General features: G+C 65.8%; 27 protein-coding genes. 12 read left to right on the top strand and 15 right to left on the bottom strand.

Annotation, left to right across the window (positions count from 1 at the left end):
- Positions 1-236 precede the first annotated feature (236 nt).
- From ABS767_RS11825 to ABS767_RS11815, 3 genes are all read right to left on the bottom strand, one after another.
- On the bottom strand, positions 237-437 hold the full coding sequence (locus tag ABS767_RS11825) for a hypothetical protein (RefSeq protein ID WP_408078544.1): 201 nt from the start codon (positions 435-437) through the stop codon (positions 237-239).
- A 79-nt stretch (positions 438-516) separates the two neighbouring features.
- Positions 517-729, bottom strand: a complete 213-nt coding sequence (locus tag ABS767_RS11820) for a cold-shock protein (RefSeq protein WP_408078543.1) — start codon at positions 727-729, stop codon at positions 517-519.
- A gap of 171 nt (positions 730-900) precedes the next feature.
- Positions 901-1,428, bottom strand: a complete 528-nt coding sequence (locus ABS767_RS11815) for a hypothetical protein (protein WP_408078542.1) — start codon at positions 1,426-1,428, stop codon at positions 901-903.
- Between the two features lie 79 nt (positions 1,429-1,507).
- On the opposite strand from ABS767_RS11815, the gene ABS767_RS11810 reads away from it, so the two are divergent.
- Together ABS767_RS11810 and ABS767_RS11805 are read left to right on the top strand one after the other, a co-directional pair.
- On the top strand, positions 1,508-2,020 hold the full coding sequence (locus ABS767_RS11810; protein WP_408078541.1) for a DUF421 domain-containing protein: 513 nt from the start codon (positions 1,508-1,510) through the stop codon (positions 2,018-2,020).
- Positions 2,017-2,373 carry a DUF1622 domain-containing protein gene (locus tag ABS767_RS11805; protein WP_408078540.1) on the top strand — a complete coding sequence of 119 codons (357 nt, stop codon included), beginning with the start codon at positions 2,017-2,019 and terminating at the stop codon, positions 2,371-2,373. Before ABS767_RS11810 ends, ABS767_RS11805 begins: the two co-directional genes overlap by 4 nt.
- Positions 2,374-2,663: 290 nt before the next feature.
- Here the strand turns inward: ABS767_RS11805 and ABS767_RS11800 are convergent, their stop codons facing one another.
- The 5 genes from ABS767_RS11800 to relB all read right to left on the bottom strand — a co-directional run bounded on the left by ABS767_RS11800 (position 2,664) and on the right by relB (position 4,475).
- Positions 2,664-3,113, bottom strand: a complete 450-nt coding sequence (locus tag ABS767_RS11800; RefSeq protein ID WP_408078539.1) for a hypothetical protein — start codon at positions 3,111-3,113, stop codon at positions 2,664-2,666.
- Between the two features lie 97 nt (positions 3,114-3,210).
- Positions 3,211-3,477 (bottom strand): hypothetical protein, encoded by a 267-nt coding sequence (locus ABS767_RS11795; protein ID WP_408078538.1) that lies wholly within the window; start codon positions 3,475-3,477, stop codon positions 3,211-3,213.
- A gap of 97 nt (positions 3,478-3,574) precedes the next feature.
- Positions 3,575-3,970 (bottom strand): cupin domain-containing protein, encoded by a 396-nt coding sequence (locus ABS767_RS11790; protein ID WP_408078537.1) that lies wholly within the window; start codon positions 3,968-3,970, stop codon positions 3,575-3,577.
- A 15-nt stretch (positions 3,971-3,985) separates the two neighbouring features.
- A complete protein-coding gene (locus ABS767_RS11785; RefSeq protein WP_408078536.1) occupies positions 3,986-4,246 on the bottom strand; it encodes a type II toxin-antitoxin system RelE family toxin in 261 nt (86 codons plus the stop codon).
- Positions 4,233-4,475, bottom strand: coding sequence for a type II toxin-antitoxin system RelB family antitoxin (relB, locus tag ABS767_RS11780; RefSeq protein ID WP_408078706.1), 243 nt, complete (start codon positions 4,473-4,475; stop codon positions 4,233-4,235). Before relB ends, ABS767_RS11785 begins: the two co-directional genes overlap by 14 nt.
- A gap of 42 nt (positions 4,476-4,517) precedes the next feature.
- On the opposite strand from relB, the gene ABS767_RS11775 reads away from it, so the two are divergent.
- Positions 4,518-4,718 carry a DUF433 domain-containing protein gene (locus tag ABS767_RS11775; protein WP_408078535.1) on the top strand — a complete coding sequence of 67 codons (201 nt, stop codon included), beginning with the start codon at positions 4,518-4,520 and terminating at the stop codon, positions 4,716-4,718.
- Here ABS767_RS11775 and ABS767_RS11770 read toward each other — a convergent pair.
- From ABS767_RS11770 to uvrA, 4 genes are all read right to left on the bottom strand, one after another.
- Complete coding sequence (locus ABS767_RS11770) at positions 4,703-4,966, bottom strand: hypothetical protein (protein ID WP_408078534.1); 264 nt, start codon at positions 4,964-4,966, stop codon at positions 4,703-4,705. The genes ABS767_RS11775 and ABS767_RS11770 overlap by 16 nt on opposite strands.
- 191 nt (positions 4,967-5,157) lie before the next feature.
- Entirely contained in the window at positions 5,158-5,847 is a 690-nt protein-coding gene (locus ABS767_RS11765; RefSeq protein ID WP_408078533.1) for a hypothetical protein, read from the bottom strand.
- 7 nt (positions 5,848-5,854) lie between these two features.
- On the bottom strand, positions 5,855-6,328 hold the full coding sequence (locus tag ABS767_RS11760) for a hypothetical protein (RefSeq protein WP_408078532.1): 474 nt from the start codon (positions 6,326-6,328) through the stop codon (positions 5,855-5,857).
- 81 nt (positions 6,329-6,409) lie between these two features.
- Positions 6,410-9,430: an excinuclease ABC subunit UvrA gene (gene uvrA / locus ABS767_RS11755; RefSeq protein WP_408078531.1), complete on the bottom strand. Its 3,021-nt coding sequence runs from the start codon at positions 9,428-9,430 to the stop codon at positions 6,410-6,412.
- A gap of 144 nt (positions 9,431-9,574) precedes the next feature.
- Between uvrA and ABS767_RS11750 the strand changes: the two genes are divergently transcribed.
- Positions 9,575-10,078, top strand: a complete 504-nt coding sequence (locus tag ABS767_RS11750; protein WP_408078530.1) for a DUF1993 domain-containing protein — start codon at positions 9,575-9,577, stop codon at positions 10,076-10,078.
- 28 nt (positions 10,079-10,106) lie between these two features.
- Here the strand turns inward: ABS767_RS11750 and ABS767_RS11745 are convergent, their stop codons facing one another.
- The gene (locus ABS767_RS11745) at positions 10,107-10,400 is read right to left on the bottom strand and encodes a UvrB/UvrC motif-containing protein (protein ID WP_408078704.1); all 294 of its coding nucleotides are present in this window, start codon (positions 10,398-10,400) and stop codon (positions 10,107-10,109) included.
- A gap of 129 nt (positions 10,401-10,529) precedes the next feature.
- Between ABS767_RS11745 and ABS767_RS11740 the strand changes: the two genes are divergently transcribed.
- The 4 genes from ABS767_RS11740 to ABS767_RS11725 all read left to right on the top strand — a co-directional run bounded on the left by ABS767_RS11740 (position 10,530) and on the right by ABS767_RS11725 (position 20,743).
- Positions 10,530-11,066 carry a hypothetical protein gene (locus tag ABS767_RS11740; RefSeq protein WP_408078529.1) on the top strand — a complete coding sequence of 179 codons (537 nt, stop codon included), beginning with the start codon at positions 10,530-10,532 and terminating at the stop codon, positions 11,064-11,066.
- Positions 11,067-11,229: 163 nt separating this feature from the next.
- Complete coding sequence (locus ABS767_RS11735; protein WP_408078528.1) at positions 11,230-14,325, top strand: hypothetical protein; 3,096 nt, start codon at positions 11,230-11,232, stop codon at positions 14,323-14,325.
- Between the two features lie 178 nt (positions 14,326-14,503).
- Positions 14,504-18,799: a beta strand repeat-containing protein gene (locus tag ABS767_RS11730; protein WP_408078527.1), complete on the top strand. Its 4,296-nt coding sequence runs from the start codon at positions 14,504-14,506 to the stop codon at positions 18,797-18,799.
- 123 nt (positions 18,800-18,922) lie between these two features.
- Positions 18,923-20,743 carry a hypothetical protein gene (locus tag ABS767_RS11725; protein WP_408078526.1) on the top strand — a complete coding sequence of 607 codons (1,821 nt, stop codon included), beginning with the start codon at positions 18,923-18,925 and terminating at the stop codon, positions 20,741-20,743.
- A 6-nt stretch (positions 20,744-20,749) separates the two neighbouring features.
- On the opposite strand, the gene ABS767_RS11720 is transcribed toward ABS767_RS11725, so the two are convergent.
- Positions 20,750-21,211 (bottom strand): vgr related protein, encoded by a 462-nt coding sequence (locus ABS767_RS11720; protein WP_408078525.1) that lies wholly within the window; start codon positions 21,209-21,211, stop codon positions 20,750-20,752.
- A gap of 46 nt (positions 21,212-21,257) precedes the next feature.
- Between ABS767_RS11720 and ABS767_RS11715 the strand changes: the two genes are divergently transcribed.
- The 4 genes from ABS767_RS11715 (at position 21,258) to ABS767_RS11700 (ending at position 25,370) form a co-directional block, all read left to right on the top strand.
- Complete coding sequence (locus ABS767_RS11715) at positions 21,258-21,788, top strand: rRNA large subunit pseudouridine synthase E (RefSeq protein ID WP_408078702.1); 531 nt, start codon at positions 21,258-21,260, stop codon at positions 21,786-21,788.
- Positions 21,789-21,880: 92 nt separating this feature from the next.
- The gene (locus tag ABS767_RS11710; RefSeq protein ID WP_408078524.1) at positions 21,881-23,029 is read left to right on the top strand and encodes a PepSY-associated TM helix domain-containing protein; all 1,149 of its coding nucleotides are present in this window, start codon (positions 21,881-21,883) and stop codon (positions 23,027-23,029) included.
- Positions 23,026-23,217, top strand: coding sequence for a hypothetical protein (locus ABS767_RS11705; RefSeq protein WP_408078523.1), 192 nt, complete (start codon positions 23,026-23,028; stop codon positions 23,215-23,217). The genes ABS767_RS11710 and ABS767_RS11705 overlap by 4 nt, the downstream gene beginning before the upstream one ends.
- 26 nt (positions 23,218-23,243) lie before the next feature.
- Entirely contained in the window at positions 23,244-25,370 is a 2,127-nt protein-coding gene (locus ABS767_RS11700; RefSeq protein WP_408078522.1) for a TonB-dependent receptor, read from the top strand.
- A gap of 185 nt (positions 25,371-25,555) precedes the next feature.
- On the opposite strand, the gene ABS767_RS11695 is transcribed toward ABS767_RS11700, so the two are convergent.
- Positions 25,556-25,984 carry a copper chaperone PCu(A)C gene (locus ABS767_RS11695; protein WP_408078521.1) on the bottom strand — a complete coding sequence of 143 codons (429 nt, stop codon included), beginning with the start codon at positions 25,982-25,984 and terminating at the stop codon, positions 25,556-25,558.
- Positions 25,985-26,042: the final 58 nt, after the last annotated feature.

Genomic DNA, 26,042 nt, shown 5'->3' with positions numbered 1-26,042 from the left:
ACGCCGTTGCTCGGGATGCTGGTCGGCGCGATCGCCATGTTGCTCACCACCGGCATCCTCGACGCCTGGGTGGTGGCTTAGCAGGCCGGATCAGCCGATCACTTCGGCGACGGCAGCGCGGGCGATGGCCGCGGCGCGGAGATCCGCAGGCGTGCGGCGAGCAAGAAAGGTAAGTGGGGGGCGCATCGTTGCGCGGTCGTGAGAAACGGGTCGTAACTGCTTGTCGAAAATGGACTTCACTGGGTTTCCTGTCTGGGGATTACGGCAGCCTCGCGCTGGGCGCGGGCGATTTCGGTGCGTTCCTGGCGGTCCGCCATGGCGAGCCATGCGGCCTCGGCACGCAGATTGCGGTCGCGGACATTGTCGAGTGTCGCTGCGTCCGCGTCGGAGCGGCATTTTGCCGCATGCTGGCGATAGGTGAGCGTCTGGGTGGCCATGGGCATTCCCCTTTTGCTTCGAAGGTGAGTGGGCGGCGCGCCGAAACGCACCGCCCGGGATTTCAACGACCTCGGTCGATCAGTCCGCCGCCTGCAGGTTCACTGCGGCCATCTTGCCGCGCTTGTCCTGCTCCAGCTCGTAGCTGACGCGCTGGTCCTGGTTCAACGTCGCCATGCCGGCGCGCTCGACTGCGGTGATGTGGACGAAGGCGTCGTTGCCGCCATTGTCCGGCGCGATGAAGCCATAGCCCTTGTCGGCGTTGAAGAATTTGACGGTACCGGTGATGCTCATGATATCTTCCTTCGATTGTCGGCGCGTCCCGTGCGGACGGACCTCTGGCTGCGGAGGCAGGGAAAGAAGGAAGAAGGGCCGCAAAGCACCGAAGACCGTCGATTTGCGACTGTAGCAGCACCTATATGGCACCGAAGGCGGAAAGTTACAAGGGAAGCCCCCTCAGCCCCCCTACCCCGTTCCGCCGAGCAGCCGTTCGATCAGCTGCGGGTGCGGCTCGACGGGGAGCCAGGGTGCGTAATCGTCCGCCTGCTGGACCAGCAGATGATGGCGGACCATCGTGCCGGTCGCGGCGAACATCGGCATTGCGGCGATCCGCCGGTCCAGGTCGTCCGCAGCGATAATGAACAGCGAGGTCTCCCGCGTTGGGACGAACCGTCGCCCGGCTTCGGAGTGCAAGCCGCCGAATTCGGTGAAGTGCCGATCAGTACTGGCGTTGCGGAGCGATAGCGGGTCGAGCGCCGCGGGGCGGAACCAGGGTAGCAGCGCGAGGGCGAGGACCGAACGCTCGTCCCGTCCCAGCCCGGCGGCGGTGCAGGCGGCGGCATAGGGATCCGATCCGGCCAGCGCGGGCGGCGGCGGCGCCTCGGTCGCGACGTCCTGTTCGGCATAGCTCCGTAGCCGGGCATCGAGCACGGCGGAGAACCACGCGAATTCGCGGTCGAGCGTGGCGGCGGGGCTGGTGCGGGAAGCGGTCATGCGCGCAGCGTGGCAGGCGTTGCGACCGCTGCCAAGCGCCATGCGCGGAACCTTGCGCCGCGCGGGGGCTTGGTGGGGCATGTTCTATGACAACGCATTGGGCCTGTTGCGGGTCTTCGTCATCACGCTGTCCGCCTATGTGATCCTGATCGTCGTGCTGCGCGCGGCCGGGAAGCGGGCGCTGGCGAAGCTCAACGCGTTCGACCTGGTGGTGACGGTGGCGCTGGGGTCGACATTGGCGACGGTGCTGCTGAGCAAGGATGTCGCGCTGGCCGAGGGGGCGATGGCGTTCGCGATGCTGGCGGCGCTGCAATATGCCGTCGCATGGGCATCGATCCGGTCGGACAAGGTGCGCGATGCGGTGCGCGCCGAGCCCAGGATGCTGCTCGAGGACGGGGTTCTGCAGCGCGATGCGATGACGGCGGAGCGGGTGACGGCGGACGAGGTCGCCTCCGCGCTGCGCCGCAAGGGCATCGGGCGGCTTGCCGATGCGGCGGCGGTTGTGCTGGAAACGGACGGGAGCCTGAGCGTGATCGCCGCCGACGCCGGCAAGGCCGCCGAGCTCGACATGCTGGAGGACGTGCAGCGATGATCGACGATGCCGGGGTGTTGCAGCTGGTTCACTTGATCACCCGCTGGGTGGAGCTGGCAGGAATCGCGGTGATCCTGATCGGGGCGCTGTGGTCGGCATATCGCTTCGTCCGCGACGTGACCGGAACGGGCGGCGGGAGTGCATACCGGGCGCTGCGGTCGAACCTGGGGCGGTCGATCCTGCTGGGGCTCGAGCTGCTGGTCGCGGCGGACATCATCAACACCGTGGCGGTCGAGCCGACGCTGACGAGCGTCGCGGTGCTGGCCGGCATCGTGGCGATCCGGACGCTCCTGAGCCTGTCGCTGGAACTGGAAATCGAGGGCCGCTGGCCGTGGCAGCGGGGGGACGGCTGACACCTGTCCGACGAAGCTGACGAAAAACGGGGTGTTTCGGGCCGAGGCGACTGCGAAGCGACCGGGACGCGACTGTGACGCGACAGCTTGGCGACAGTGAGGCGACGGCGGCGCGACAGCGACGCCACAGCGACGCGACACGTGTCAGGCGAGGATGCGGGTGTGCGGGGTCTGCGGGATGCGCGCGTGGCGGGCGTAGGCATGGTGGTCCTTTCGCTACGGAGAGGACCATCCAGATATGCCGGAACGGGGTCTGTAGGAAAGCCCCCTGCCCGCGCCCGCCGAACGCGTCAGGCGCGGCTGGCGGGCGGCGCGGTGTCGGTTTCGCTGCCCGCGACCATGGTGGGGCGTTCGAGCGCGGGGGCGAGCGCGGCGCGGTCGGCTGCGGTCATCTGCGCATCCATATCCGGGCGGAAATGCGGGGCGGCGCGATCGTCGGGGCCGGGATGCGCGTCGCCCTCAAGGTCGGGCGCGGGGTGGCCCGTAGCGGGGGCGTCGGCATCGCGGCGGGTGAAGAAGATCGCGGCGGCGGCAGCGGCTCCCGCGGCGATGGCGCCGGCGATCGGGAAGGCGTTGCGGCGCAGCGTGCCCAGCGCGGCGGTGGTCGCCCCGCCCTCTGCGGCCGCATCCTGCTTCTTGGTCGACGCCTTGCGTGCGGGCGCCTTGCGCGTCGACGGCTTGCGGGTGGTGGCGCGGGTGCCCGCGGACTTGGTCTTGGCGGAGGGGGTGCGCGTGGCCATGATCGATCTCACTGAAAAACGGAAAGAATGGCGAGAGAACCACGCGGAGGGCGCGTGGGTTCCGCAAGCGGGCCGGCGATGCGCACGATTGCCGCCGCTATTGGTTGTCGAGCGGCCAGCGGCTGTGGCGGGCGCGATCGCCCAGCGCGATCAGCGCTTCGTTGGGATCGTCGCGGCGGGTGGTGGCGAGGCCGTCGCCGCGCGCCTCGTTCTCCTCCCACGGCGTCCGCACCGGCTCGCGCGCGCGTGCCGCGTCATAGGAGGCGTCGCGCACGCGCTTCATGCGGCGCCACAGCAGCGGCATGGCGATGAACGGGAAGGCGATCCCGCCGAGGATGATCAGCAGCGCCAGCATGTTCCCCATCATATCCCCCTGCCCCGTCGGCCCCTGCCCCCACGGCCCCCGACCGGTCGGGCGACGCGATCAGAGCGCAGACGGCGCGGCGATGCAAGCGGGCGGATCAGCGCGGGCGGTGATCGGTGTCGGCGCCCGGGGTGATGAAGATGGCGGTGGCGGTGGTGCCGGGGGGCACGTCGGCGGTGTGCCAGACGCCGGGCGGGTTGATCGCATAGTCGCCGGGGTGGAGGGTGACGCGGGTGGTAGCGCCGTCGGGCGCTTCCTGGATCAGCGTGATCTCCCCCGCGGTGCAGATGACCAGCTCCGCGCCGTGCGGATGGACTTCCCAGGAGGTCCAGCTTTCGGTGAAGCTGTATTGCGAGACGAGGCGACCCTCGATCCCGTCGGCGGCGTGGCGCTGGCCGTAGCCTTCGTACCACTCCATGCCGTCGAAGGGGGGTTCGACGCTGGCGGTGGCGTTGAGGCCGAGATGGGCGAATTGGGTGTCGAGGCGGGGCATCGATGGCTCCTGCGGTCAGCGATAGATTTCGCGGCGGTGGCCGACTTCGATCACGAACACGGTTACGCATTCATCCGCGATCTCCGCGATTGCGCGATAGTCGCCGATGCGGAAGCGCCAGTAGCCAGTCCAGCCGCCGGTCAGCGGCTCGGCGGACGTGCGGGGGTCTTCAGACTGCGCAACCGTGGCGAGTTTCTTCAGGATGCGGCTGCGCGCTTCGGCATCGATCTTCGCAATCTGTTTCTCAGCCCGGCGGCTGAACTCAACCTTCCACATTATAGCGCGTCATCATCTCGTGCAGCGAGACCGTGTCCTTGCGATCTAGATCACGGCTGGCTTCGACGGCGAGCGCATAGTCCTCAAGGTCTTCGAGATAGGCGAGCAACGCCTTGCGCGCGAGATCGGCGGGCGCTTCGCCCGTGCGCGCGGCGGCAGCGGCAAGCGCCTTTTCGAGTTCCGGGTCGAGGTTGAGTTCGATCATGGGCCGCGTCCTTTGGGGGAGTATCGCATATTGACCGATGCAAAAGAAACACCCAGTTTAATTTGCATGACGCTTGCCGGCTTCCCGCGCATTTCGGTGGACCCGCTGGTCTGTGGCGGGCGTCCGGTCGTGACCGGCACGCGCGTTCGGGTAAAGGATGTGCTGGAAATGCTGGCGGGCGGCGCGACCCCGGCGGAGATCGCCGCCGACTTCCCCTATCTGTGCGAGGATGATGTGCGCGCGGTGCTGGCCTATGCGGCGGCGTAGGCGAAATTAAGTATAGTGTCCCCGGAATTCGTGCAGGCGTAGTTAGGTATAGTGTCCCCGGAATTCCCGTGTCCCCGGAATTCCCAGCTTTCGGTGAAGCTGTATTGCGAGACGAGGCGGCCCTCGATCCCGTCGGCGGCGTGGCGTTGTTCGTAGCCGGCGTACCAGGGCACGCCTTCGAAGGGGGGCTCGACGGTGGCGGTGGCGTTGAGGCCGAGATGGGCGAATTGGGTGTCTAGGCGGGGCATGGGGAAGGTTCGATCCGGTTCGTTGCAAGCAGGCCAGCAGCCATATAAAAGTTCGCCGCCCAAAAGGGCGGCGAACTGGCTATCCTCGTAGCCAACGCTGCTTAGCCACCGTTGTCCATTCGACTCTCCCATACCCAGCTTACTGGGCTTGCAAACACAGACATTGTGTTTCCAACATGTCAACAAATGATTTAGGGGTTGGCCCCGTAGAGTACAACCTCGCCCGCCGCAGCAGCGATCGCGTTTACCCACACTGAAAGATATTTTAAGTTGCGCGGCGTTGGCGTGATCGCAGTCGAAGTATTTTGATCCCTGCCGTGGGCTAATACATTTCGCAATCCTCGAATAGCATTGGCGAACTTTACCATCCCGCCCCTGCTGAAGGTGGAAAGCGATTCATTCTTATCAAGAATCGCGTTAAGTTTGAAACCGCCATCGAAAATTACATCTTCGGCAAAAGCCGCCTTATTATTTTCGATCTCTTTCCAGACAATCTCTGGAGCAACCGCGTGCTGAAGCAATGCATTGAACCTTGGGACGTCATCCCCTCTCGCCCCGTCGTAGGCCGACAAAACTAAATCGACGGATTTTTGAATATCCATTGACACCGCCGGGTTTGCTAGGACTTTGGCAAGCTTCGCCCGTACTGAGCTATCAACATAATGCGATGCTGCATATTCTATGATTCTGTAATAAAATATGAATCTGAGGATTGCGTTCGGCTGCCTAGTGGCATCCCAAAAACTCATCAAGTTCTCATCCAGCGCCCTCCCCGAAATTACTTCAGGAAATTTTCCAGCAATATACCTATTTCGAGGCTTGACCGGATCATGAATATCATGCACAAGTATTCTAGGCGATTTTGCATCGTAATAAGACATATAGAAATTAAGACGCAGATGGGTTTGTGAGAGGCATCGTGAGCGAAGCCATGAGTTTCAAGCGGTCACTCGACGGCCCGAATTCACACTTGTATCTTTTGTTGCTATATTGAAAAATGAATTTTCGGCCACTTACCTCGATCTGACTTTCAGAAAGAGGAAGCGCGGTCCATATTATTTCTAAGTCTTTAGTATCCTCGTGCCAGAGAGCCGACAATCTTTCAGGCAGTATTACTGCATTCAGAGAGGCAAAAAAGCTCGCATCCTCGACCGTCGGTATTGCAATCGCGAGCGTAGGATCCCCCCACGGCTTCTCGATCCTATGACAAGGCCCGATTTTTGGAAGGTCAAAAGTACTAAGAGAAGCAGAGGGATTTTGCTCTAGAAATTTCTGGAGCCGCTGAGACACATCATCAAGCGTCATCAGTGGAAGCAGTGGTTCCTGGTCATCGGTCGTCGAGCCGCCATTCTTCTCAGTCACTCAGCATTGCCCCTCTGCTGTCTACACTCTCCAAGTCTTGGCGTATTCGCCATGAAATGCAAATCGCCATAACTTGCCGACTCACTCCGCCGCCACCTCAGCCCGCTCCTTGACCCCACCCCGCTCCAACAACGGCGCAAGATACTTCCCCGTATAGCTGCGCGGCTCCTTCGCCACCGCCTCCGGCGTGCCCTCGGCGACGATCTCGCCGCCCTTGACGCCGCCTTCGGGGCCGAGGTCGAGGATCCAGTCGGCGGTCTTGATGACGTCGAGATTGTGTTCGATCACCACCACGGTGTTGCCCTGTTCGACCAGTGCGTGGAGCACTTCCAGCAGCTTGCGGACGTCCTCGAAATGCAGGCCCGTCGTGGGCTCGTCGAGGATGTAGAGCGTCTGGCCGGTGGCGCGGCGGCTGAGTTCCTTGGCGAGCTTGACGCGCTGGGCCTCGCCGCCGGACAGGGTCGTGGCCTGTTGGCCGACCTTGATATAGCCGAGGCCGACCTCCGCCAGCATCGCCATCTTGTCGCGGATCGGGGGGACGGCCTTGAAGAACTCCACCGCATCCTCGACCGTCATGTCGAGCACGTCGGCGATGCTGCGTCCCTTGAACTTCACCTCCAGCGTCTCGCGATTGTAGCGCTGGCCGTGGCACACGTCGCAGGTGACGTAGACGTCGGGGAGGAAGTGCATCTCGATCTTGAGCACGCCGTCGCCCTGGCACGCCTCGCACCGGCCGCCCTTGACGTTGAAGCTGAACCGGCCGGGCTTGTAGCCGCGCGCCTGTGCCTCCGGCAGGCCGGCGAACCAGTCGCGGATGTTGGTGAAGGCGCCGGTGTACGTCGCCGGGTTCGAGCGCGGGGTGCGGCCGATCGGCGACTGATCGATGTCGATCACCTTGTCGAGATGGTCGAGCCCGGTGATCCTGTCATGCTTGCCGGCGAGGACGCGGGCGCCGTTGAGCGCGCGCGCGGCGGCGGCGTAGAGCGTGTCGATGGTAAAGCTCGACTTGCCCGATCCGGACACGCCGGTGATGCAGGTGAAGGTGCCGAGCGGGATCGACGCGGTGACGCCGGTGAGGTTGTTGGCGGTGGCGTTGTGGACGGTGAGCTTCTTGCCATTGCCCTTGCGCCGCCTGTTCGGGACCGCGACTTCGCGGCGGCCGGAGAGATAGTCGGCGGTGACGCTGTCGGTGCTGGCGAGCACCTGTTCGAGCGTGCCCTGTGCCACGACCTCGCCGCCATGCACGCCGGCGCCCGGCCCCATGTCGATGACATAGTCGGCGCTGCGGATCGCATCCTCGTCATGCTCGACGACCAGCACGGTGTTGCCGAGATCGCGCAGGCGGCGCAGCGTGACGAGCAGCATGTCGTTGTCGCGCTGGTGCAGGCCGATGCTGGGCTCGTCGAGGACGTAGAGAACGCCGGAGAGGCCCGAGCCGATCTGCGAGGCGAGGCGGATGCGCTGGCTCTCGCCGCCCGACAGCGTGCCGCTGGTGCGATCGAGGTTGAGGTAGTCGAGCCCGACATTGTTGAGGAAGCCGAGGCGTTCGTCGATTTCCTTGAGGATCGCCCTGGCGATCTCCTGCTGCTGCGGGGTGAGCGCGTCGGGCAGCGTCTTGAAGAAGGGGACCGCGTCGGCGACCGACAGGCGGGTGACGCTGGAGATGTCGCGCATCGCCACCTTGACCGCCAGCGCCTCGGGCTTGAGGCGGGCGCCGTGGCAGGTCTCGCACGCATGCGCGGCCTGGTACTTGCTCAGCTCCTCGCGCATCCACGCGCTTTCGGTCTGCAGCATGCGGCGGTTGAGGTTGCCGATGACGCCCTCGAACGGCTTCTTCACGTCGTAGCTCTTGCGGCCGTCGATAAAGGTGAGCGTGACCGGCTTGCCGCGGCTGCCATGGAGGATGAGGTAGTGGACCTCCTCGGGCAGGTCCTTCCACGGGGTTTCGAGGCTGAAGCCGAATTCGCCCGCGAGGCTGCCGAGCACCTGCATGTAATAAGGGCTGGGCGGGTTGGACTTGGCCCAGGGGACGACGGCGCCCTTCTTGATGCTGAGATCGTGGTTGGGGACGACGAGGTCTTCGTCGAAGATCTGCTTTTCGCCGAGGCCGTCGCATGCCGGGCACGCGCCCTGCGGGGCGTTGAAGGAGAACAGGCGCGGCTCGATCTCGGCGATGGTGAAGCCGCTGACCGGACAGGCGAAGCGTTCGGAGAAGACGATGCGGTTGTCGGGGATACCGGTGTTCTTCATGCCGCCTTTAGCCCTCTCTCCTTCAGGGGAGAGGGTTGGGAGAGGGGCCTGTCCTTCGGCGACAAACGCCTGCGGGGCTTCGCGAACCGCACTGCCCCTCTCCCCTGAAGGGGAGAGGGAGCCTACCGTGGTATCGACCAGATCGACGTACGCCAGGCCGTCGGCGAGCTTGAGCGCGGTCTCGAAGCTCTCCGCGAGGCGCGTGGCGATGTCGTCGCGGACGACGAGGCGGTCGATCACCACCTCGATGTCGTGCTTGTACTTCTTGTCGAGCGCGGGGGCGTCCTCGATCAGGTACGTTTCGCCATCGATGCGGACGCGCTGGAAGCCGGCCTTCTGCCATTCGGCGAGTTCCTTGCGATACTCGCCCTTGCGGCCGCGCACGACCGGGGCGAGGAGCAGCAGGCGCGTGCCCTCGGGGAGCGCGAGGACGCGGTCGACCATCTGGCTGACGGTCTGCGCGCTGATCGGCAGGCCGGTCGCGGGGCTGTAGGGGATGCCGATGCGCGCCCAGAGCAGGCGCATGTAATCGTAGATCTCGGTCACCGTCGCGACGGTCGAGCGCGGGTTGCGGCTGGTGGTCTTCTGCTCGATGCTGATCGCGGGCGAGAGGCCATCGATATGCTCGACATCGGGCTTCTGCATCATCTCGAGGAACTGGCGCGCATAGGCGCTCAGGCTCTCGACATAGCGGCGCTGGCCCTCGGCATAGATGGTGTCGAAGGCGAGGCTGGACTTGCCCGAGCCGGACAGGCCGGTGATGACGGTGAGCGTGTCGCGCGGAATGTCGATGTCAACGCCCTTGAGATTGTGCTCGCGCGCGCCGCGGACGGAAATATGCGTAAGTGCCATGCAGGGAGTTCTAGCTTTGTTCTTGAGGGGATGCTAGGGGGCAGATAGGGGCGCGGGCCGCCGGTTGCGAGGGGTGGAGCGGCCCCTTGTTACCGGCGGGGGCTCGCCCCATTTGCGGCGCTGGCCGTTTCCGAAGGGACACCGATGCACAATCTGTACGACGTTTCGATCCCGCCGATGATCCGCGCGCTAACCAGCATGAAGGCGTTCCTGGAAAAGGGCCGCGCCTATGCCGAGGCGCAGGGGTGGGACGAGGCGGAACTGACGCAGGCGCGGCTGGCCGACGACATGCACCCGCTGACCGCGCAGGTGCAGCGCGCGAGCGACAGCGCCAAGTTCCTGGCGGTGCGCGTCGGCGGGGTGGAGAGCGTCGCGATGGCGGACGAGGAGGCGAGCTTCGCGGACCTGGCCGCGCGGATCGACCGGACGATCGACTTCCTGAAGGCCGCGCCGCGCGACGGGTTCGACGGCAAGGAAGAGACCGAGGTGGTGCTGAAGACCCCGCGCGGCGACGTGCCGTTCCGCGGCGCGGACTATGTGTTCAACTTCGCGCTCCCGAACTTCTATTTTCATGTCACGACGGCCTATGCGATTTTGCGGATGAAGGGCGTGCCGGTCGGCAAGCTCGATTTCCTCGGGGCGCGGTGAGGCGGCCGGGCGCGGCATCGGCGCGCGATCAGTCCGCCCTGCCCCGCCCGCCCCGCCGGCTGCGGCCCGTGGTCATCGGATCGGGCTTGCGCGGCGGGGTCCAGTCGGCGGGACGCGAGAGCCGCGCGCGGCTGGTGCCGAGCCCCATCGCACCGGGTTGCTGTCGCGTCAGCCCGTCGGTATCTGCGGCGGCGGCATCGGCGCTGTCCGCCCCGCCGCGCAGCAGCGCGATGCGGTCGCGCAGCCGCCGCGCCTCTTCGAAGTCCATCGCCGCGGCGGCGGCCTCCATCCGGGCGGTGAGCGTTGCGATGCTGTCGTCCATCGCGAGGTAACGGACGGCGCACGCAGAAGTGCCGCACGCACCGGCGGCAATGGCAATCGGGCGCGGGAACGCCGACAACACAAGCGGCACCGTCGCCGCAAGCATTCTGGACTGGGACAAGAGCGGGTTATGGGTACGGATACGCCGGAAAGCATCGACGCGGCGGCGCTCGCCTTTTGCGCGACGATCGCGCCGGGCATGCCCGAATATGTCGACGTGGTCCCGGGCGAAGGCGCGCAGATCGCCTATTGCTTCAGCAACGCCGCGGAAGCGGTGCGGCGGCATGGCGGGTCGGTTGCCTATGGCTGGATCATCTGGCGCTGGCCGGGCCGCTATTTCGAGGCGGAGCATCACGCGGTGTGCCGCCGTTCGGACGGGACGCTGCACGACGTGACGCCGATGCTGTACGGACAGACGCGTATCCTGTTCCTGAGCGATCCGGGCGCGGTGTTCGACCCCACCCGCTTCCGTCCCAACCGGCTGATGGCGGAGGCGGGCAACCCGGTCGCGGCAGAGTATGTCGCGCTGTCGATCGAGCGCGCGGATATCCTCAACGCCTATGGCGAGCCGGGGGTGGACCACACAATCACGCCGCAGGATCAGGCGCGGCTGGACGCGATCAACCCGCGCTGGATGGCGCTGTATCGGGAGTTGGAGCGGGGGTAAGGCGAAATCTTATCTGCGCGTGAAACCCTCGGCGCTTCTCTTTAGGACGAAGTGCTGCTGTGAATGATTGTCCGTTTGAATTCCGCAGGCTAGGTTTGATCATTGAGGCGCCGAACCGCAAACCAGAAGTGGATGTGCCGAGGCGATCACGGGGGAATTCATCATGCCGACCATCACTGGGACGACTGGAACTGACACGCTGCCCGGAACCAGTGGGGACGATCTGATTGACGGGCTGAGCGGTAACGACCACTTCTTCCTCAGCTTTGGGAATGATGTCCTTAATGGCGGCGACGGCGCTGACGATCTTTCGATTCGGTTTGGTAGCCGACCAACTGCATTCGAACTTCCCAGTCCGACCGGGCCGGTAACACTGAATATCACCGGATCGAATATAGTCGGAAGCGGCTTTGGCGGAACGATCAACACCACACTTAACAGTATAGAGTTTGTCTCCATTATCGGCCGAGATCAGAACAGTAACGGCTCGTATTTCGCCAATACGTTCTTTATCGATGCGAGCGGATTTGAGGCTGATGTAGCCCCTGGGAATTTCGCCCTTTTCACGGATATCGGACCCGGCGCGCATCAGGTGACCGGCACGCGTTACGCAGACCGGCTGTCTGTGGGTCAGGGGTCTACTGTCGATGCCGGCGAAGGGAACGACTACGTACGCTTTAGGCTGACTACAGAGGACTTGATCATCGTCGACCAAACCGGATCGGTGGTTACGTTGACCAGCGGTGGCCAGACGATCGGATCGATCAGCAATGCGGAAAGTCTGGCATTCTACCCGATCACGAACCTTCGGGAACATTTGCGGATCGATGCATCCGCACTGACGGTCGGCGCCTATTTTTCGGCGACCGCACAGGTGAACACCATCATCGGCGGGTCGGGAGCAGACGTGTTCGCGATGAACTTGGGGTTCAGCGGCAGCGTATTGACCGGCGGCGACGGGGCTGATGTCTTTGCGGATTACCTGATCGCGTATCCTGAAGGTACAGTCGAAATCACGGATTTCTCGACAGAGGACCAGATCGATCTGTCGGGTTACACCGTTTTGGGGATGGTCGCAGCGGACGGGTTTATCGGATCCGCCGCATTCAGCGGCACGCGCGCCGAAATTCGATACCATTTCGACGGCGGAAACACAGTCCTGGAGATCGACCACAGCGGGGACGGTATCGCCGATGCCTCGATCGTCCTGTCCAACGGACGCTACGCCATTGAACTGAGCCAAACTCCGGATGCCTATCCGCTGGTGTTCGTGCGCGGCGCGGAAAGCGGATCGTCCTATGATGTTGCTCCCGGCGCGCCCTCGATCTCGGCGGGCACGGGCGACGACGTGTTCCAGTTGACCGGGATTTCGTCGGGCATGGCCCTGACGACGCTCGATGGCGCGGCGGGCACGGATACGCTCGACGCGCGCTCGGTGTCGGCAGGATCGGCCTATCTGTTCTTCACGGATTACAGTGAGGAGGCTGGCGCGTTCCGGGTCGGCGATTTCATCGTGCGGAATGTCGAGACGGTGTATGGAGGATCTGGCCCTAACTGGTTCCTGTTCCAGACGGCACTTACATCGATGACGGTCTATGGCGGCGCTCAAGGGGACGTCATGATCGGCTCCTTCGCCCATGCCGATACTTTTTACGGCGGAGGCGGCGACGACGCGATCAATGTACGTTCGGGCGACATCGCCTTTGGCGAAGACGGCGACGATAGTTTCGAGCTATATTATTCGGGTGTGGGTACCGTCGATGGCGGGAGCGGGACCGACATGCTTGATTTGGGTTTCGGGTGGACCGTTGACTTAGCTGCCGGCTGGGCACGCGGACCGGCTACCGGCTCAGAGTATGCGATAACGAGCGTCGAAAATGTCAGTGTCTACGCCTGGCAGGGCTACGCGTCGCACATTTCCGGCGATGCCGGTGCTAACCGCTTCTTCGTAAATAGTGCCTTTAACGACGGCAGCGTGGGCGTAACCTTCGACGGCCGCGGTGGTGACGACGATTTGCAGGGTAGCGCTGGTGACGACCAGCTGATCGGCGGAGATGGCAACGATATTCTGGACGGCGGGGGCGGGAACGACCTTCTCTACGGGGGGGCTGGCGACGACAGTTTCATCGTCGATGCAACAGGCGATATCGTGTTCGAGTTCGCCGGCGAAGGCACCGATACCGTCACGTCGAGTGCGAACTATTATCTCTTTGCCAATATCGAGAATCTGACGCTGACGGGTAGCGCCGACCTGTTCGGGGTCGGCAACGAACTTGCCAACACGATCACCGGCAATGTCGGCTCGAACCTGCTGATCGGCGGCGCTGGGAACGACGTGATTCGCGGCGGCGACGGGGTGGATTCGCTGTTCGGGGAGAATGGCTCGGATCAGCTCTTCGGTGATGCGGGGATCGACTATCTGGTGGGCGGGATCGGTAACGACACGCTGGATGGCGGGGCCGATGCCGATGCGCTGTATGGGGAAGATGGCGACGATGTGCTGATCGGCGGCACCAGCTTCCACACCGACATCCTGGTCGGCGGGGCGGGCAACGACACGCTGCGCGGTAACAGCGGACTTGGCGACTATGACCTGATGGATGGCGGCGCGGGCAACGACAGCTATTATGTCGACACGCCCGACGACCTGACATTCGAGGCGGCGAATGGCGGCGCCGATACGGTTTACGCGACGATCAATGGTGCGGGTTACTATCTCTATGCCAATGTCGAGAACCTTGTGCTCGGCGGCAACACGCCGTTCGGGGTAGGCAATGGGCTCGACAACCGCATCACCGGGAGCGCTGCGGCAAACTGGCTGCTGGGTGGCGCGGGAAACGACGTGCTCAACGGCGCGGGCGGCAACGACGTGCTGTTCGGCGAGGCGGGTGCCGACATCTTCGTGTTCGAGCGCGGCACAGGTGCCGACGCGATCGGCGACTTTTTGGCCGGGACGGACCGGATCGACCTCTCGGCGTTCGGCTTCACCAGCTTCGCGCAGGTTCAGGCCGTAATGGGGGAGAATGGCGGGACGAGCTTCATCGCGCTGGGCAATGGCGACATGGTCGTGCTCAACGGGGTCGCGCGCGCGGCACTGTCGGCGGGAGATTTCATACTTGCCTCGGCGCAACTGCCTCAGGACGGATATCCCGACGATGGGGCTGGATCGGTTGGGGTGCCGTTTTCCGACCTGCCGATGGGTCTCCCGGACGCGGCAGGCAGGCTTTCGGCCTGGCTGGCGCCGGAGCTCCACCTCTGAGATCGGACGGGCGCGACGCGGGCGCCCTCCCCTGCCCTTCTCGTCGCCGTCAGGACTGGTGCGCGATGCGGACGAGGCGTCCGCGTCTTTACGGCTTGTGTGCTTTCCCCAAATCCTACAGCATCCCGGCGCGACTGTCCGGCAGGGTCAACCAGTTGCGACAATTGGGGGAATTTGAATGCCGAGCATCATCCCGACGCTGACGCGACCGACCATCGCGCCAAACGTCACAGCCATGATGACGCCGACGCCCGGCATGACGATCAGCGCTGACACGATCTATTTCGCGACCGCCCAGATCGGCAGCCTGTTCAGCAGCTACACGGTCAATGGATTCAACAATGCCGGTGTGCTGTGGAACGAGTCCTCTCCCGAGCCGGCCGGGGTGCTGTCGGGATTCTATATCTACAATGTCGTCAATTCCGGGACGATGGTCGTCAATTCGGCCGCGGGTAACGCCTATACCCTCTCGATGGGATCAGGAGGCGACTATGTCGTCAATTCCGGCACCATGGTGGCGGCGACCCGAATGGGCAACGCGCACGCGATCTGGGGGTTCGATCCGAACCATCGCGTCATCAACACCGGACTGATCGCGGCGCAGGCGTTGGCCGAAGGCGGCGGCGGCGTTGGCGGCGCGGTCGCGATCGCACTGTTCAACGGCGGACAGATCACGAACCACGTCGGCGCATCGATCCTCGGCGAGGGGGTTTATGCGAATGCGATCGTCATGGGTCATGCCGTCGACCTGGGCGGCCAGGCGCAGATATCCAACCATGGCCTGATCGAGGTTGCGACGCTGGGGGGCGCCCATCAGTCGGTTGCGATCGCGTTTCACTATCTTGGCGGCCAGGCGGCGCTGATCGAGAATGACGGTGTCATCCGTGGCGATGTCGCGATCGAAACGCACGAAACGAGCTTCAACCCGCTCACCCGCGGCGAAGCGGAAATCCGCAATCTGGTCGGCGGAAGGATCGAGGGCGCGCTGGACCTGCGTGCAGGGGACGATCGCGTCGTCAACGCCGGCACGTTGATCGGAAATGTCTCCACGGGCATCGGACGGGACGAGTTCGACACGTCGGCGGGGACCTGGACCGGTACCGCCAATCTCGGTTGGGACGAGGACCTGTTCCAGGGATCGAGCGCGTCCGATGTGGTCAGGGGCGACCGCAACGGCGATGCGCTGTACGGCAACGGTGGCAACGACCTGCTGCTCGGCGGGACCGGCGACGACCTGATCGTCGGCGGCAGCGGCAATGACGGGCTGTACGGCGAAAGTGGCAACGATCGCATCGTCACCCAGGGCGGGGACGCAGCCTTCGGCGGGGATGGCGACGACGTGCTGCACGCCGGCGACCTGAGCTTTGCCCGGATCGATGGCGGCGGCGGCCAGGATGTGCTGGAATTCGGCCAGGCCGGGCTGCGCCTGGACCTGTCGGCTGCGCTGGCATCGGGTCGGCTGTCGAGCATCGAAACCATCGCCCTGAGCGGCGACCAGCAAGTGGCGGTGCGCGCGGGCGACGCGTTTGCGCTGTCGGGCGGGACGCTGGCGTTCACCGGGACGGCTGCGGATGCCGTGCTGCTGGTCGGTGCATGGGTTTCCGGACCGGACGTGACGCGCGAAGGCATCGTGTACCGAAGCTACACGCTGGGCGGCGAGACGGTACTGGTCGAACGCGAGATTGCAGCGATGGCCGGAGCGACGCCCGGGGCGGGCTTCACGAGCCTGGCATCGGTGGCGAGCGGCGGCGCGGCCCCGGTCGCCGGGTCGGTTGCCGGGGGAGAACTGACCAGCGCGACCTCGACCAATATCTTCGTGGGCGACTCCTACCGGACTGTGGTCGTCGACGCCGACGAAACCTGGGTGAACACGGACCTGCCCTTCATCGCGGGATATGGCTTCAGCTCGCAGTTCGTGAATCACGGGACGTTGCTTGCAACGGCAAATCCCGGCAACGGCTTCATCGCAATTACCGGCAACAATTTCGGCCAGGTCGTCAATACCGGGGCGATCCGGGTGACCGGCGTTGGAATTGCCTATGTCAGCATTATTGAACCTTCGAGCACTGGGCCCGTGTCCAATTCGGGGGTCATCGAGGCGATCGCCGACCTCGGTCGGGCGACGGCGGTCTGGTCCCGACAGATGTCGAATGGCCCCGAGTTTTCGAACAGCGGGACGATCAGCGCGACGTCGAACGGTATCGCGAACGCCGCTGTCATTGTCGGCATGTCGCTAGAGGCAGATGGACGGACCGGAACCAACACCGGCACGATCAGCGCGACCGGGGGAGCGGGGACGATCGCCCTCCAACTCCACGTCGAAGGCCGGTTCGTAAATGAATCGCTCATCACCGCGCGCAATGTCGCCGGGTCGGGCGTTGCGGACGCGGTCGGCGTTACGATCTATAATAACGGCTTCATCCCCACCACGTTCGAAAACCGCGGGACCGTGATCGGAACGACCGCGGTCCAGGGGACCGGCGGGGCTGCCATATTGCTCAATTACGGCCGTATCGACGGAGCGATCGACCTGTTCGACCGGGGTGACTTCGTCCGCAACACCGGCATCATCACCGGTTCGATCGCGCTGGGGGGCGGGGACGATTATTATGATGGATCGCGGGCGCAGTGGGCGTCGACGATCGCCGGTGGCGATGGCAACGATACGCTGATCGGCCGATCGGGCGACACGCTCCAGGGCGGTGCAGGACGAGACCATTTCCGCTTTGCCGGTGCCGGGACCGGAACCGTCAACGATTTCGTTTCCGGCACCGACACGCTCGACCTGTCCGCCATCGCTCCCAGTTCGGTGACGCTGAGTGCCGGACCCGGCGGGACGACCGTTACCGCGACGTCCAGCCAGGGCACGTTGACCGTGCTTGTCCGCGGCACGATCACCGCAGACGATATCCTTGTGGCGCCGCGAGCTGGTACCACGCATGCGGACACGTTATTCGCGGCCGCCGGCGGGAGCCTGATCGAGGGGCTTGGCGGTGACGACCTGATCGTCGGTCTGGCGGGCAACGACCGGATCGATGGTGGCGCCGGGAACGACATGATGGTCGGCGGGGCGGGCGACGACATCTATTATGTCGACTCCGAGATCGACGTGGTACGCGAATTCGAGGGTGAGGGCTATGACACCATCGTTATCAGTCCCAATGCCGCAGCACAGGGCCTGTATTTCCGGCTTCCGGAGAACGTCGAGCGACTGATCGGGGGAAGCGGCGGGGGCAATGCACTCGACAATGTCCTGATCGGGTCCGATGCCGCCGACCAACTGAACAGCTACGATGCCGGGCACGACCGGCTGTATGGCGGCCTGGGCGACGACCTCTACCGCGTCGCGGGTCTAGACGACCTGGTCTTTGAAGAGGCAGGCGGTGGACGCGACACCGTGGAGAGCGACACCAGCTTCTATCTTTACGACAATATCGAGGCACTGACCATCGGTGGACGCGACGGGAGCTTTGGGGTCGGCAACGATCTCGACAATGTGATTACCGGGTCCAACTATGCCAATCTGTTGCTGGGGGGCGCCGGCGGAGACGATATTAGTGGCCGCGCGGGCAATGACTCGATCTTCGGCGAGGACGGCGACGACTGGCTCTTCGGCGACTATAATATCGATTATCTGGTCGGCGGCGCGGGCAACGATGTGCTGGACGGGGGGATGCATGCCGATGCCCTGTATGGCGAGGATGGCGACGACGTTCTGATCGACGGCGACGGCTTTTTTACCGACATCCTGGTCGGGGGTGCGGGCAACGACATTCTGCGCGGAGACAGCGGGCTCGGCGATTATGACCTGATGGATGGCGGCGCCGGGAATGACAGCTATTATGTCGACACGCCCGACGACCTGACGTTCGAGGCCGCCAATGGCGGCGTCGACACCGTATACGCCACGATCAATGGTGCGGGTTACTATCTCTACGCCAATGTCGAGAACCTGGTGCTGGGCGGAAACACGCCCTTTGGCGTCGGCAACGACCTCGACAACCATATTACCGGCAACGCGGCATCGAACTGGCTGCTGGGCGGTGCAGGCAACGACGTACTCAACGGCCGCAGTGGCAACGACGTCCTGTTCGGTGAGGCGGGCGCGGATATCTTCGTGTTCGAACGCGGCACCCGTGCCGACGCGATCGGCGATTTTACACCCGGGACCGACCGGATCGACCTTTCGGCGTTCGGCTTCACCAGCTTCGCGCAGGTTCAGGCGCTGATGGGGGAGAATGGCGGAACCAGCTTCATCGCGCTGGGCGGGGCGGATATCGTGGTTCTGAACGGCGTGGCGATGTCGATGCTGGACGCGGACGATTTCATCCTCACGGCACCGACCCCGGCCGCTTCGGACGTCCCGGTCGACCCTGCGTCGTATCGCGCGGACCCGACCGATATGGTCGAGCGCACCATTTCGCTGAATGGGGCACGTCTGATCGACGCGGTTGCCGCAGAGCCGCTCTTCTGAGCGATCGAGGCGGTTCCGCCGGACCTTCGGACAGTTTCCGACATCGCTTCTCGCCCTGAAATCATGCAGTTGTCGTTCATCAAGACTGGGCGATGATGCGGCCATGAGTTCGGGAGAGGGCATGTGAACGACAAGCTGCGGATCATGGGGACGAGCCTGGCGGCGCTGGGACTGGCGCTGGCGGGGGGATGCACGGTCGAGGAACCGAGCGCGGGCTATGGGCCGCCGCCGGTCTATGAGGCGCCGCCCGCCGAGGCTGCGCCGGTGGCGCGCGAGGCGTATCGCGCACCTGCCCCCTCCCCGGCCCCGGTTCCCGCCCCCGCACCCTATGCCGCGACGCCTGCGCCGACGCAGGCCCGGTGGCAGGCCGATGCGGCGGACTATTACTGGATCGACACCGCCGATGGGCTGCTGGAGGCGATCGGAGACGCGCCGCCGGACTTCGTATTCGATTTCGATCGGGACGAGGCATGGGGCTGGACCGCGGAGACCGGGCATATGGTGCTGGCCGAGGCCACAGGGGACGGGTCGATCCGCTATTTCTATTATGAGGCCGACGACGATGCGCCGTTCCTGGTGCAGGAGACGCGCTTGTCCTTTGCGTTTGCGCGGCAGCGGCTGGCGGCGGTGTACGACAGCGGCGGGGCCGTGCTGTCCCCCGCCGAAGCCCGGCTGCACGACGCGCGCGCGGAAGACCTCTATGCACGCGGCGTCGCGATGCGCGAAGCGGCGGAGGGCGAGGATCAGTGGGACGCGGTCGACGCGGGATGGTGGGCCGGGCAGATCGCCACGGTGATCGATCTGCGGCTGCGCTGGGAAAGCGGGCGATCGCGGCATCCCGGCTGGCAGCGGTGGCGCAGCGGCGCGCAATCGGCGCGGTGGCGCAACCGGCTGGGCAATGAGCGGGTCCGGCGGCGCATGGACGGCGACCGGTTTCGCGCCTGGCAGCGCAGCGGATATCGCGGACCGCCCCCGGCGATCGGGATCCAGCGCCCGGGGCGCCCTGCGCTGGGCGTTCGCCCGCCGCGCGGGGACGGTCCGGGACGACCGGGAGGCGGACGTCCCGGCGCCGGACGGCCAGGTGCCGGACGACCGGACGGTCGGCCGGGCGGTCCCGGTGTGGGGCGCCCTGGCGGTCGTCCCGGCGAGCCGGGCGTAGAGCGTCCCGGCAGACCGGGCGTAGAGCGTCCCGGCAACGGTGGGCCTGGAAGACCCGGCGTGGGTCGTCCCGGCGGTCGCCCCGGCGAGCCCGGTGCGGGTCGCCCCGGCGGGCGGCCGGGCGGGCCCGGTGAGGGACGTCCGGGCGGTGGACGGCCGGGCACCGGGAGGCCGGATGGCGATCGCCCCGGTACCGGACGCCCCGATACGGGAACCCCGCCGGTCTCGCGCCCCGGTGGCGGGAGCGGCCCCGGCCGGCCCGGTGGCCCACGGCCGGGAGGGCCGGGCGGCACGCCTCCGCCGGTCGCGACCCCCACGCCCCCTCCGCCGGTGCAGGTGACGCCGCCTCGCACCTTGCCGCCTCGCCCACCGATCGGACGACCCGAGGGTCCGCGGCGGGTGGATCCCGATCGTCGTGCGCCGGACGGCGGACTGGTGCGCGAACGCGAGCCACAGCGGCCCGTGCAGGTCCAGCCGCGACCTCCGGTGTCCCGCCCGGCGCCACCCCCGCCGCAGGTTCAGCCGCGCCCTGCGCCGCCGCCGCTCGCGCAACCGCAGCCGCGTCCGCCAGTGGTGCAGCGGCCTGCGCCGCAGCCAGAGGTGATGCAGCCACGGCCCCAGCCGCGCCCGCCGGTCATCCAGCAACCCCGGCCCCAGCCGCAGGTTCAGCCAGCGCCGCGCCCGCAACCGCAGCCGCAGGCGGCACCGCCTCCGCCGCCCCGGCCCGCACCGTCGGCCCCGCCGGAGCGACGCCCGCCGCTGCGCGATACCGAACGGCCCGACTGAGCCCTTTCAAACGGGTGTGAAGGGAAGAATGCCGCGATAGTGGGCGATCGGCGGGGCGCCGGGTATCGCGGCGCCCCGCCCGAGCAGGAAGATGTGGCGGACGATCTCCGCCTGCTGTTCGATCCCGTAGCGCTCCAGCATCCAGCCGGGCTTGAGCGCATAATCGTAGCGGCAGAACGGGTGGCGGCGGAGCGGGAGGAACAGGCCGCGCTGATGCTGCCAGATATGCGTCATCTCATGGATGAAATGCCCCTGCAGGCCGAGCGGAGCGGAAGCGAAGTCGTCGCGATAGGCGTCGCCCTTGGGGTGGAAATGGATGCAGCCGAGCGGCGCCATCGTCACGCGTTTGGGCTGAAAGAAGATCCATTTGCGGTTGGCGATATGCGCGCGCCCGTAATCGATCGCATCGCCGAATACGCTCCGCGACAGGGCGATCTCTCCGGCGGTGAGCGGGCGGCGCTGGGTCATGCCGCCGAGGTGGATCGCGCAGGCGCTTATGTCTAGGGCATTCGCGATGCTGATCCTGTTCAACAAGCCGTGGGGCGTACTGTCGCAATTCACCGACGAGGGCAGCGGGCATCCGACGCTGGCCGACTATATCGACGTGCCGGGCGTGTATCCGGCGGGGCGGCTGGACCGGGACAGCGAGGGATTGTTGCTGCTGACCGATGACGGGCGGCTGCAGGCGCGGATCGCCGATCCTCGGCACAAGGTGGCCAAGACCTATTGGGCGCAGGTCGAGGGCGAGCCGGATACGGCGGCGCTGGAGGCGCTGCGGCGCGGCGTGCGGCTGAAGGACGGGATGACTCGACCGGCGCAGGTCGAGCGGATCGATCCCCCTACCCTGTGGCCGCGCGACCCGCCGGTCCGGTTCCGCAAGAGCGTGCCGGATTGCTGGATCGCGCTGACGATCACCGAAGGGCGCAACCGCCAGGTGCGGCGGATGACGGCGGCGGTGGGGCATCCGACATTGCGGCTGGTGCGGTGGCGCGTGGGCGACTGGTCGGTCGACACGATCACGCCGGGCGCGTGGCGGGAGGCCTGACTGCAATTGCGAATGCTTCGCATTGACGTGAGTTGCCGGGCAGGTTAGGCGCGCAGCAATCGTTTCGCCGCCAGCCAGGATTCCCGCTCTCCGTGACCCGCTCGACGATCAAGGCCTGGTTCCTGGTCCACAAGTGGAGCAGCATCGTCTCGACGGCGTTCCTGCTGATGCTGTGCGTCACTGGCCTGCCGCTGATCTTCCATGACGAGATCGAGGCGCTGGGCGGGCATGACGCCGCCGCGGCGATGCAGGGCACGCCGTCGGCCGAGGGTGGCGTGCCGCTCGACAGCCTGATTGCCAAGGCGGTGGCGCAGGGCGGCGGCGGGGTCCCCTTGTTCATCGGGTTCAGCCAGGACAATCCGATCGTCACCGTGACCACCGGTCCGACCCCGGATGCGCCGGGATCGGCGATGCGCCTGTTTTCCTATGACCGCAGCACCGGCGCGAGCGCGGGCGAGATCAGGGAGGAGGGCGTGATGCACTTCCTTCTCCAGCTGCATACCGACATGTTCCTGGGGCTTCCCGGCATGTTGTTCCTGGGGGTGATGGGCGCGCTGTTCGTCCTCGCCATCGTGTCGGGCGTCGTCCTCTATGTGCCCTTCATGCGGCGGCTGCGCTTCGGGACGCTGCGGCGGACGCGGAGCAAGCGCGTGCGGCGGCTCGACACGCACAATCTGCTCGGTGTGGTGACGCTGGGCTGGGCGCTGGTGGTCGGGCTGACCGGGGTGATCAACGCCTTTGCCGACCCGCTGACCGACAGCTGGCGCGAGGGCGAGCTGAAGGCGATGGTCGCGGCGCACGGCGCGGACCGGCCGCTCGCGCCGGCCGACTACGGATCGGTCGACAAGGCGATGGCCGCGGCCAAGGCGGCGCTGCCCGGCGTGTCGCCGCAGTTCATCGGCTTCCCCGGCGGCGCGTGGAGCAGCGGGCGGCATTATGCGATCTTCTTTCAGGGCGACACGCCGCTCACCAGCCATGTGCTGACGCCGGCGCTGGTCGACGCGGCGAGCGGCACGGTGACCGACACGGCATCGATGCCCGCGCTCAACCAGGCGCTGATGCTGTCGAAGCCGCTGCATTTCGGCGATTATGGCGGGATCGCGCTCAAGATCCTGTGGGCGGTCCTGACGCTCGCCACGATCTGGGTGCTGTGGAGCGGGCTGCAGCTTTGGCTGGGCAAGGGCGCGCGCGGGACCGAGCGGGCGGTGGACGAGATCGTCCATGCCGGGGCCGCGCTGTGACCGCGTCGCGCCGCATCCCGCGCCGCGGTGCCGCCGCAGTGCTTGCCATGCCTGCGATGCTGGTGCTGGCGAGCCTTGCCGGATTGATCCTCGGCCTGACCGGCGATGGCTGGCCCGATATCGCCGCGTCGCTGTTGCTCGCCCTCCCCATCCTGTTCTTCCTGCGCAGCTGGCTGCGCCGGTCCTGATCAACGCTAGACAAATGGATAGACAAATGAAGCGCCTGATGCTTGCCACCGTATCGCTCGCCGCGATCGCCACCCCTGCCCTGGCGCAGGAGGATGAGATCGTGATCCAGGCGCAGCGCGAAAATGCCAGCGCGGTGACCGGCGAAGGCGATCTGGGCGCGCTGGGCGACAAGAAGACGGAGGACGTGCCGTTCGTGGTGCGTTCGTATAATGAGGCGATCATCCTCAATCAGCAGCCGCTGACGCTGGGCGCGCTGCTCGAGAACGATCCGACGATCCGTACCAGCTATGGCTTCGGCAATGCGTCCGAGCAGTTCGTGATCCGCGGCTTCCAGCTGTTCGGCGACGATGTCGGCCTTAATGGCCTGTACGGGATTGCGCCGCGCCAGCTGATCGCACCCGAACTGTTCCAGAGCGTGCAAGTGCTGAACGGCGCCTCCGCCTTCCTCAATGGTGCGGCGCCCGGCGGATCGGGGATCGGGGGCAGCGTCAATCTTCAGCTCAAGCGCGCCGACCGCGACCTGACCAGAGCGACCGCGAGCTATATCGGCGACCAGCATTTCGGCGGGAGCTTCGACGTCGCGCGCCGCTTTGGCGACGGGTCGTTCGGGGTGCGCGTCAACGGCGCGTTCCGCAGCGGCGACGTGGCGATCGAGGGCGAATTCCGCCGCACCGCCGTGCTGGGCGCGGCGTTCGACTGGCGCGGCGAGCGGGTGCGCGCGTCGCTCGACCTCGGCTATCAGCGGGTCGAAGTCGACGGACTGCGGCCAAAGGTGACGATCGGCACCACGGTGATCCCGCGCGTGCCCGAAGCGGACGCGAACTACGCCCAGCCCTGGACCTATACCGACATGCGCGACGTGTTCGGCGTGGCGCGGATCGAGTATGACGTCGGCGACAACGCGCTGCTCTACGCCACCGCCGGCGCGCGCGACGGCATGGAGGAGGGCATCTATAGCGGCCTGACCGTGCTGGACGCGACGACGGGCGCGGCCAACGGCAACGCGCTCTACGTCCCCCGCACCGACAATAACGAGGCGATCGAGGCGGGGCTGCGCGTCAAGCTGGGCCAGGCGGTGACGCATGAGGTGAATTTCGGCGGGAACATCGCGTGGCTGACCAATCGCAACGCGTTCGATTTCCTGTACGGCCCCGGCTTCGCAGGGTTCGACACCAATCTCTATGACACGCCGGTGGCGGCGATCCCGTCGTCGACGCTGGTCGGCGGCAATCTCGACGAACCGTTCCCGATCAGCAAGACGCGGCTGTGGAGCGTGTTCGCGTCGGACACGATCGGACTGTTCGACAATCGCCTGCTGGTGACCGGCGGGCTGCGGCTGCAGTCGATCCGCGTCCAGACCTTCAACGCCTATAATGGCGGGCTGCTCGACAGTGTGTACGAGGAGAATGCGGTAACGCCGGTGGTCGGCGTGGTGGTGAAGCCGGTCGCCGGCGTGTCGCTGTTCGCCAACCGCATCGAGGGGCTGCAGCAGGGGCCGACCGCGCCGATCGATCCGATCCTGGTCAATCCGGGCGAAGTGTTCGCGCCAACCAAGTCGGTGCAATATGAGGTGGGCGGCAAGATCGCGATCGGCGGGTTCGACGCCAGCTTGGCGCTGTTCCAGATCGACCTGCCGAGCGCCTATGCGGTGCCGACCGGCAGCGGAGGGCAGCAGGTCTATGGGCTGTTCGGCAAGCAGCGCAATCGCGGGATCGAACTGAGCTTTGCCGGTGAGGTTGCGCCCGGGCTGCGTCTGATCGGCGGCGGCACCGTGGTGGATGCCAAGCTGCGCGAGACGCTGGGCGGCGCGAACGAAGGCAATCGTGCGCAGGGCGTGCCGGAATATACCGCCAACCTGAATGCCGAATGGGATCTGGGCTTCGTTCCCGGCCTGACGCTTACCGGGCGCGTGGTGCATACCGGGCCACAGGCGGTGAACGTCGCCAACACGCTCGAGCTGGACGACTGGACCCGCGTCGACCTGGGCGCACGCTATGTCTTCGCGGCGGGGGACAAGCCGCTGACGTTGCGTGTCGGCGTCGATAACGTCGCCAATGCGCGCTATTGGGCGTCGGCGTACGACGCGTTCAACCAGGCGCTGTTGCAGGGTGCGCCGCGCACCGTGCGCGCATCGCTGTCGGTGGATTTCTGACGAACAAACGATTCCTCCCCTGAGCTTGTCTCAGGGGAGGGGGACCGCCGCCGCAGGCGGTGGTGAAGGGGCGGCCGCGCAGACGGCCGTGAGCATCTCGACAAAATTCCGCTCTCTGCGAGAGCGGCCCCTCCGTCAGCGCTTCGCGCTGCCACCTCCCCTGCTCCGCAGGGGAGGAACTTCATTTACTTCTCCTGACCCGGGGCGCGGACCTCGGCCTCGACCTCGATCGTCTTGCCGTTGGCGAAGGCGATGCGCAGCGGCACCTTCGTCCCCGCACGGACGCCGGGGGCGAGGTCGTAGAGCATGACATGCTTGCCGCCGGGTTCGAACTTCACGGTTGCGCGGGCGGGGATCGCGACATCCTTGAGCGGGGTCATCGTCATCATGCCGCCATCGTGCTTCATCTCGTGCAGCTCGGTGCGCACCGCGACCGGTGAAGATACTGCGAGCAGGTTCGTCGCCTCGCCCCCGCCCGTCACGGTGAAATAAGCTGCACCGGGACGACCCGACACGGCGGGCGCGCGGACCCAGGCATCGGCGACGCCGAGCTCTGCCTGCTCGCACCCCGCAAGGGCGATCGCCATCCCCAACGCTGCAACAACCGACCGCATCCTCGAACTCCTTCTCCCGATTCGGGAACCTTCTTGAAATTCCTAAGTGCGCCATGGC

This window comes from Sphingomonas plantiphila, assembly GCF_046000505.1.
GTDB lineage: Bacteria > Pseudomonadota > Alphaproteobacteria > Sphingomonadales > Sphingomonadaceae > Sphingomonas > Sphingomonas plantiphila.
The sequence above is the reverse complement of the archived record's forward strand: the minus strand, read 5'-3'. Positions and strand labels throughout refer to the sequence as shown.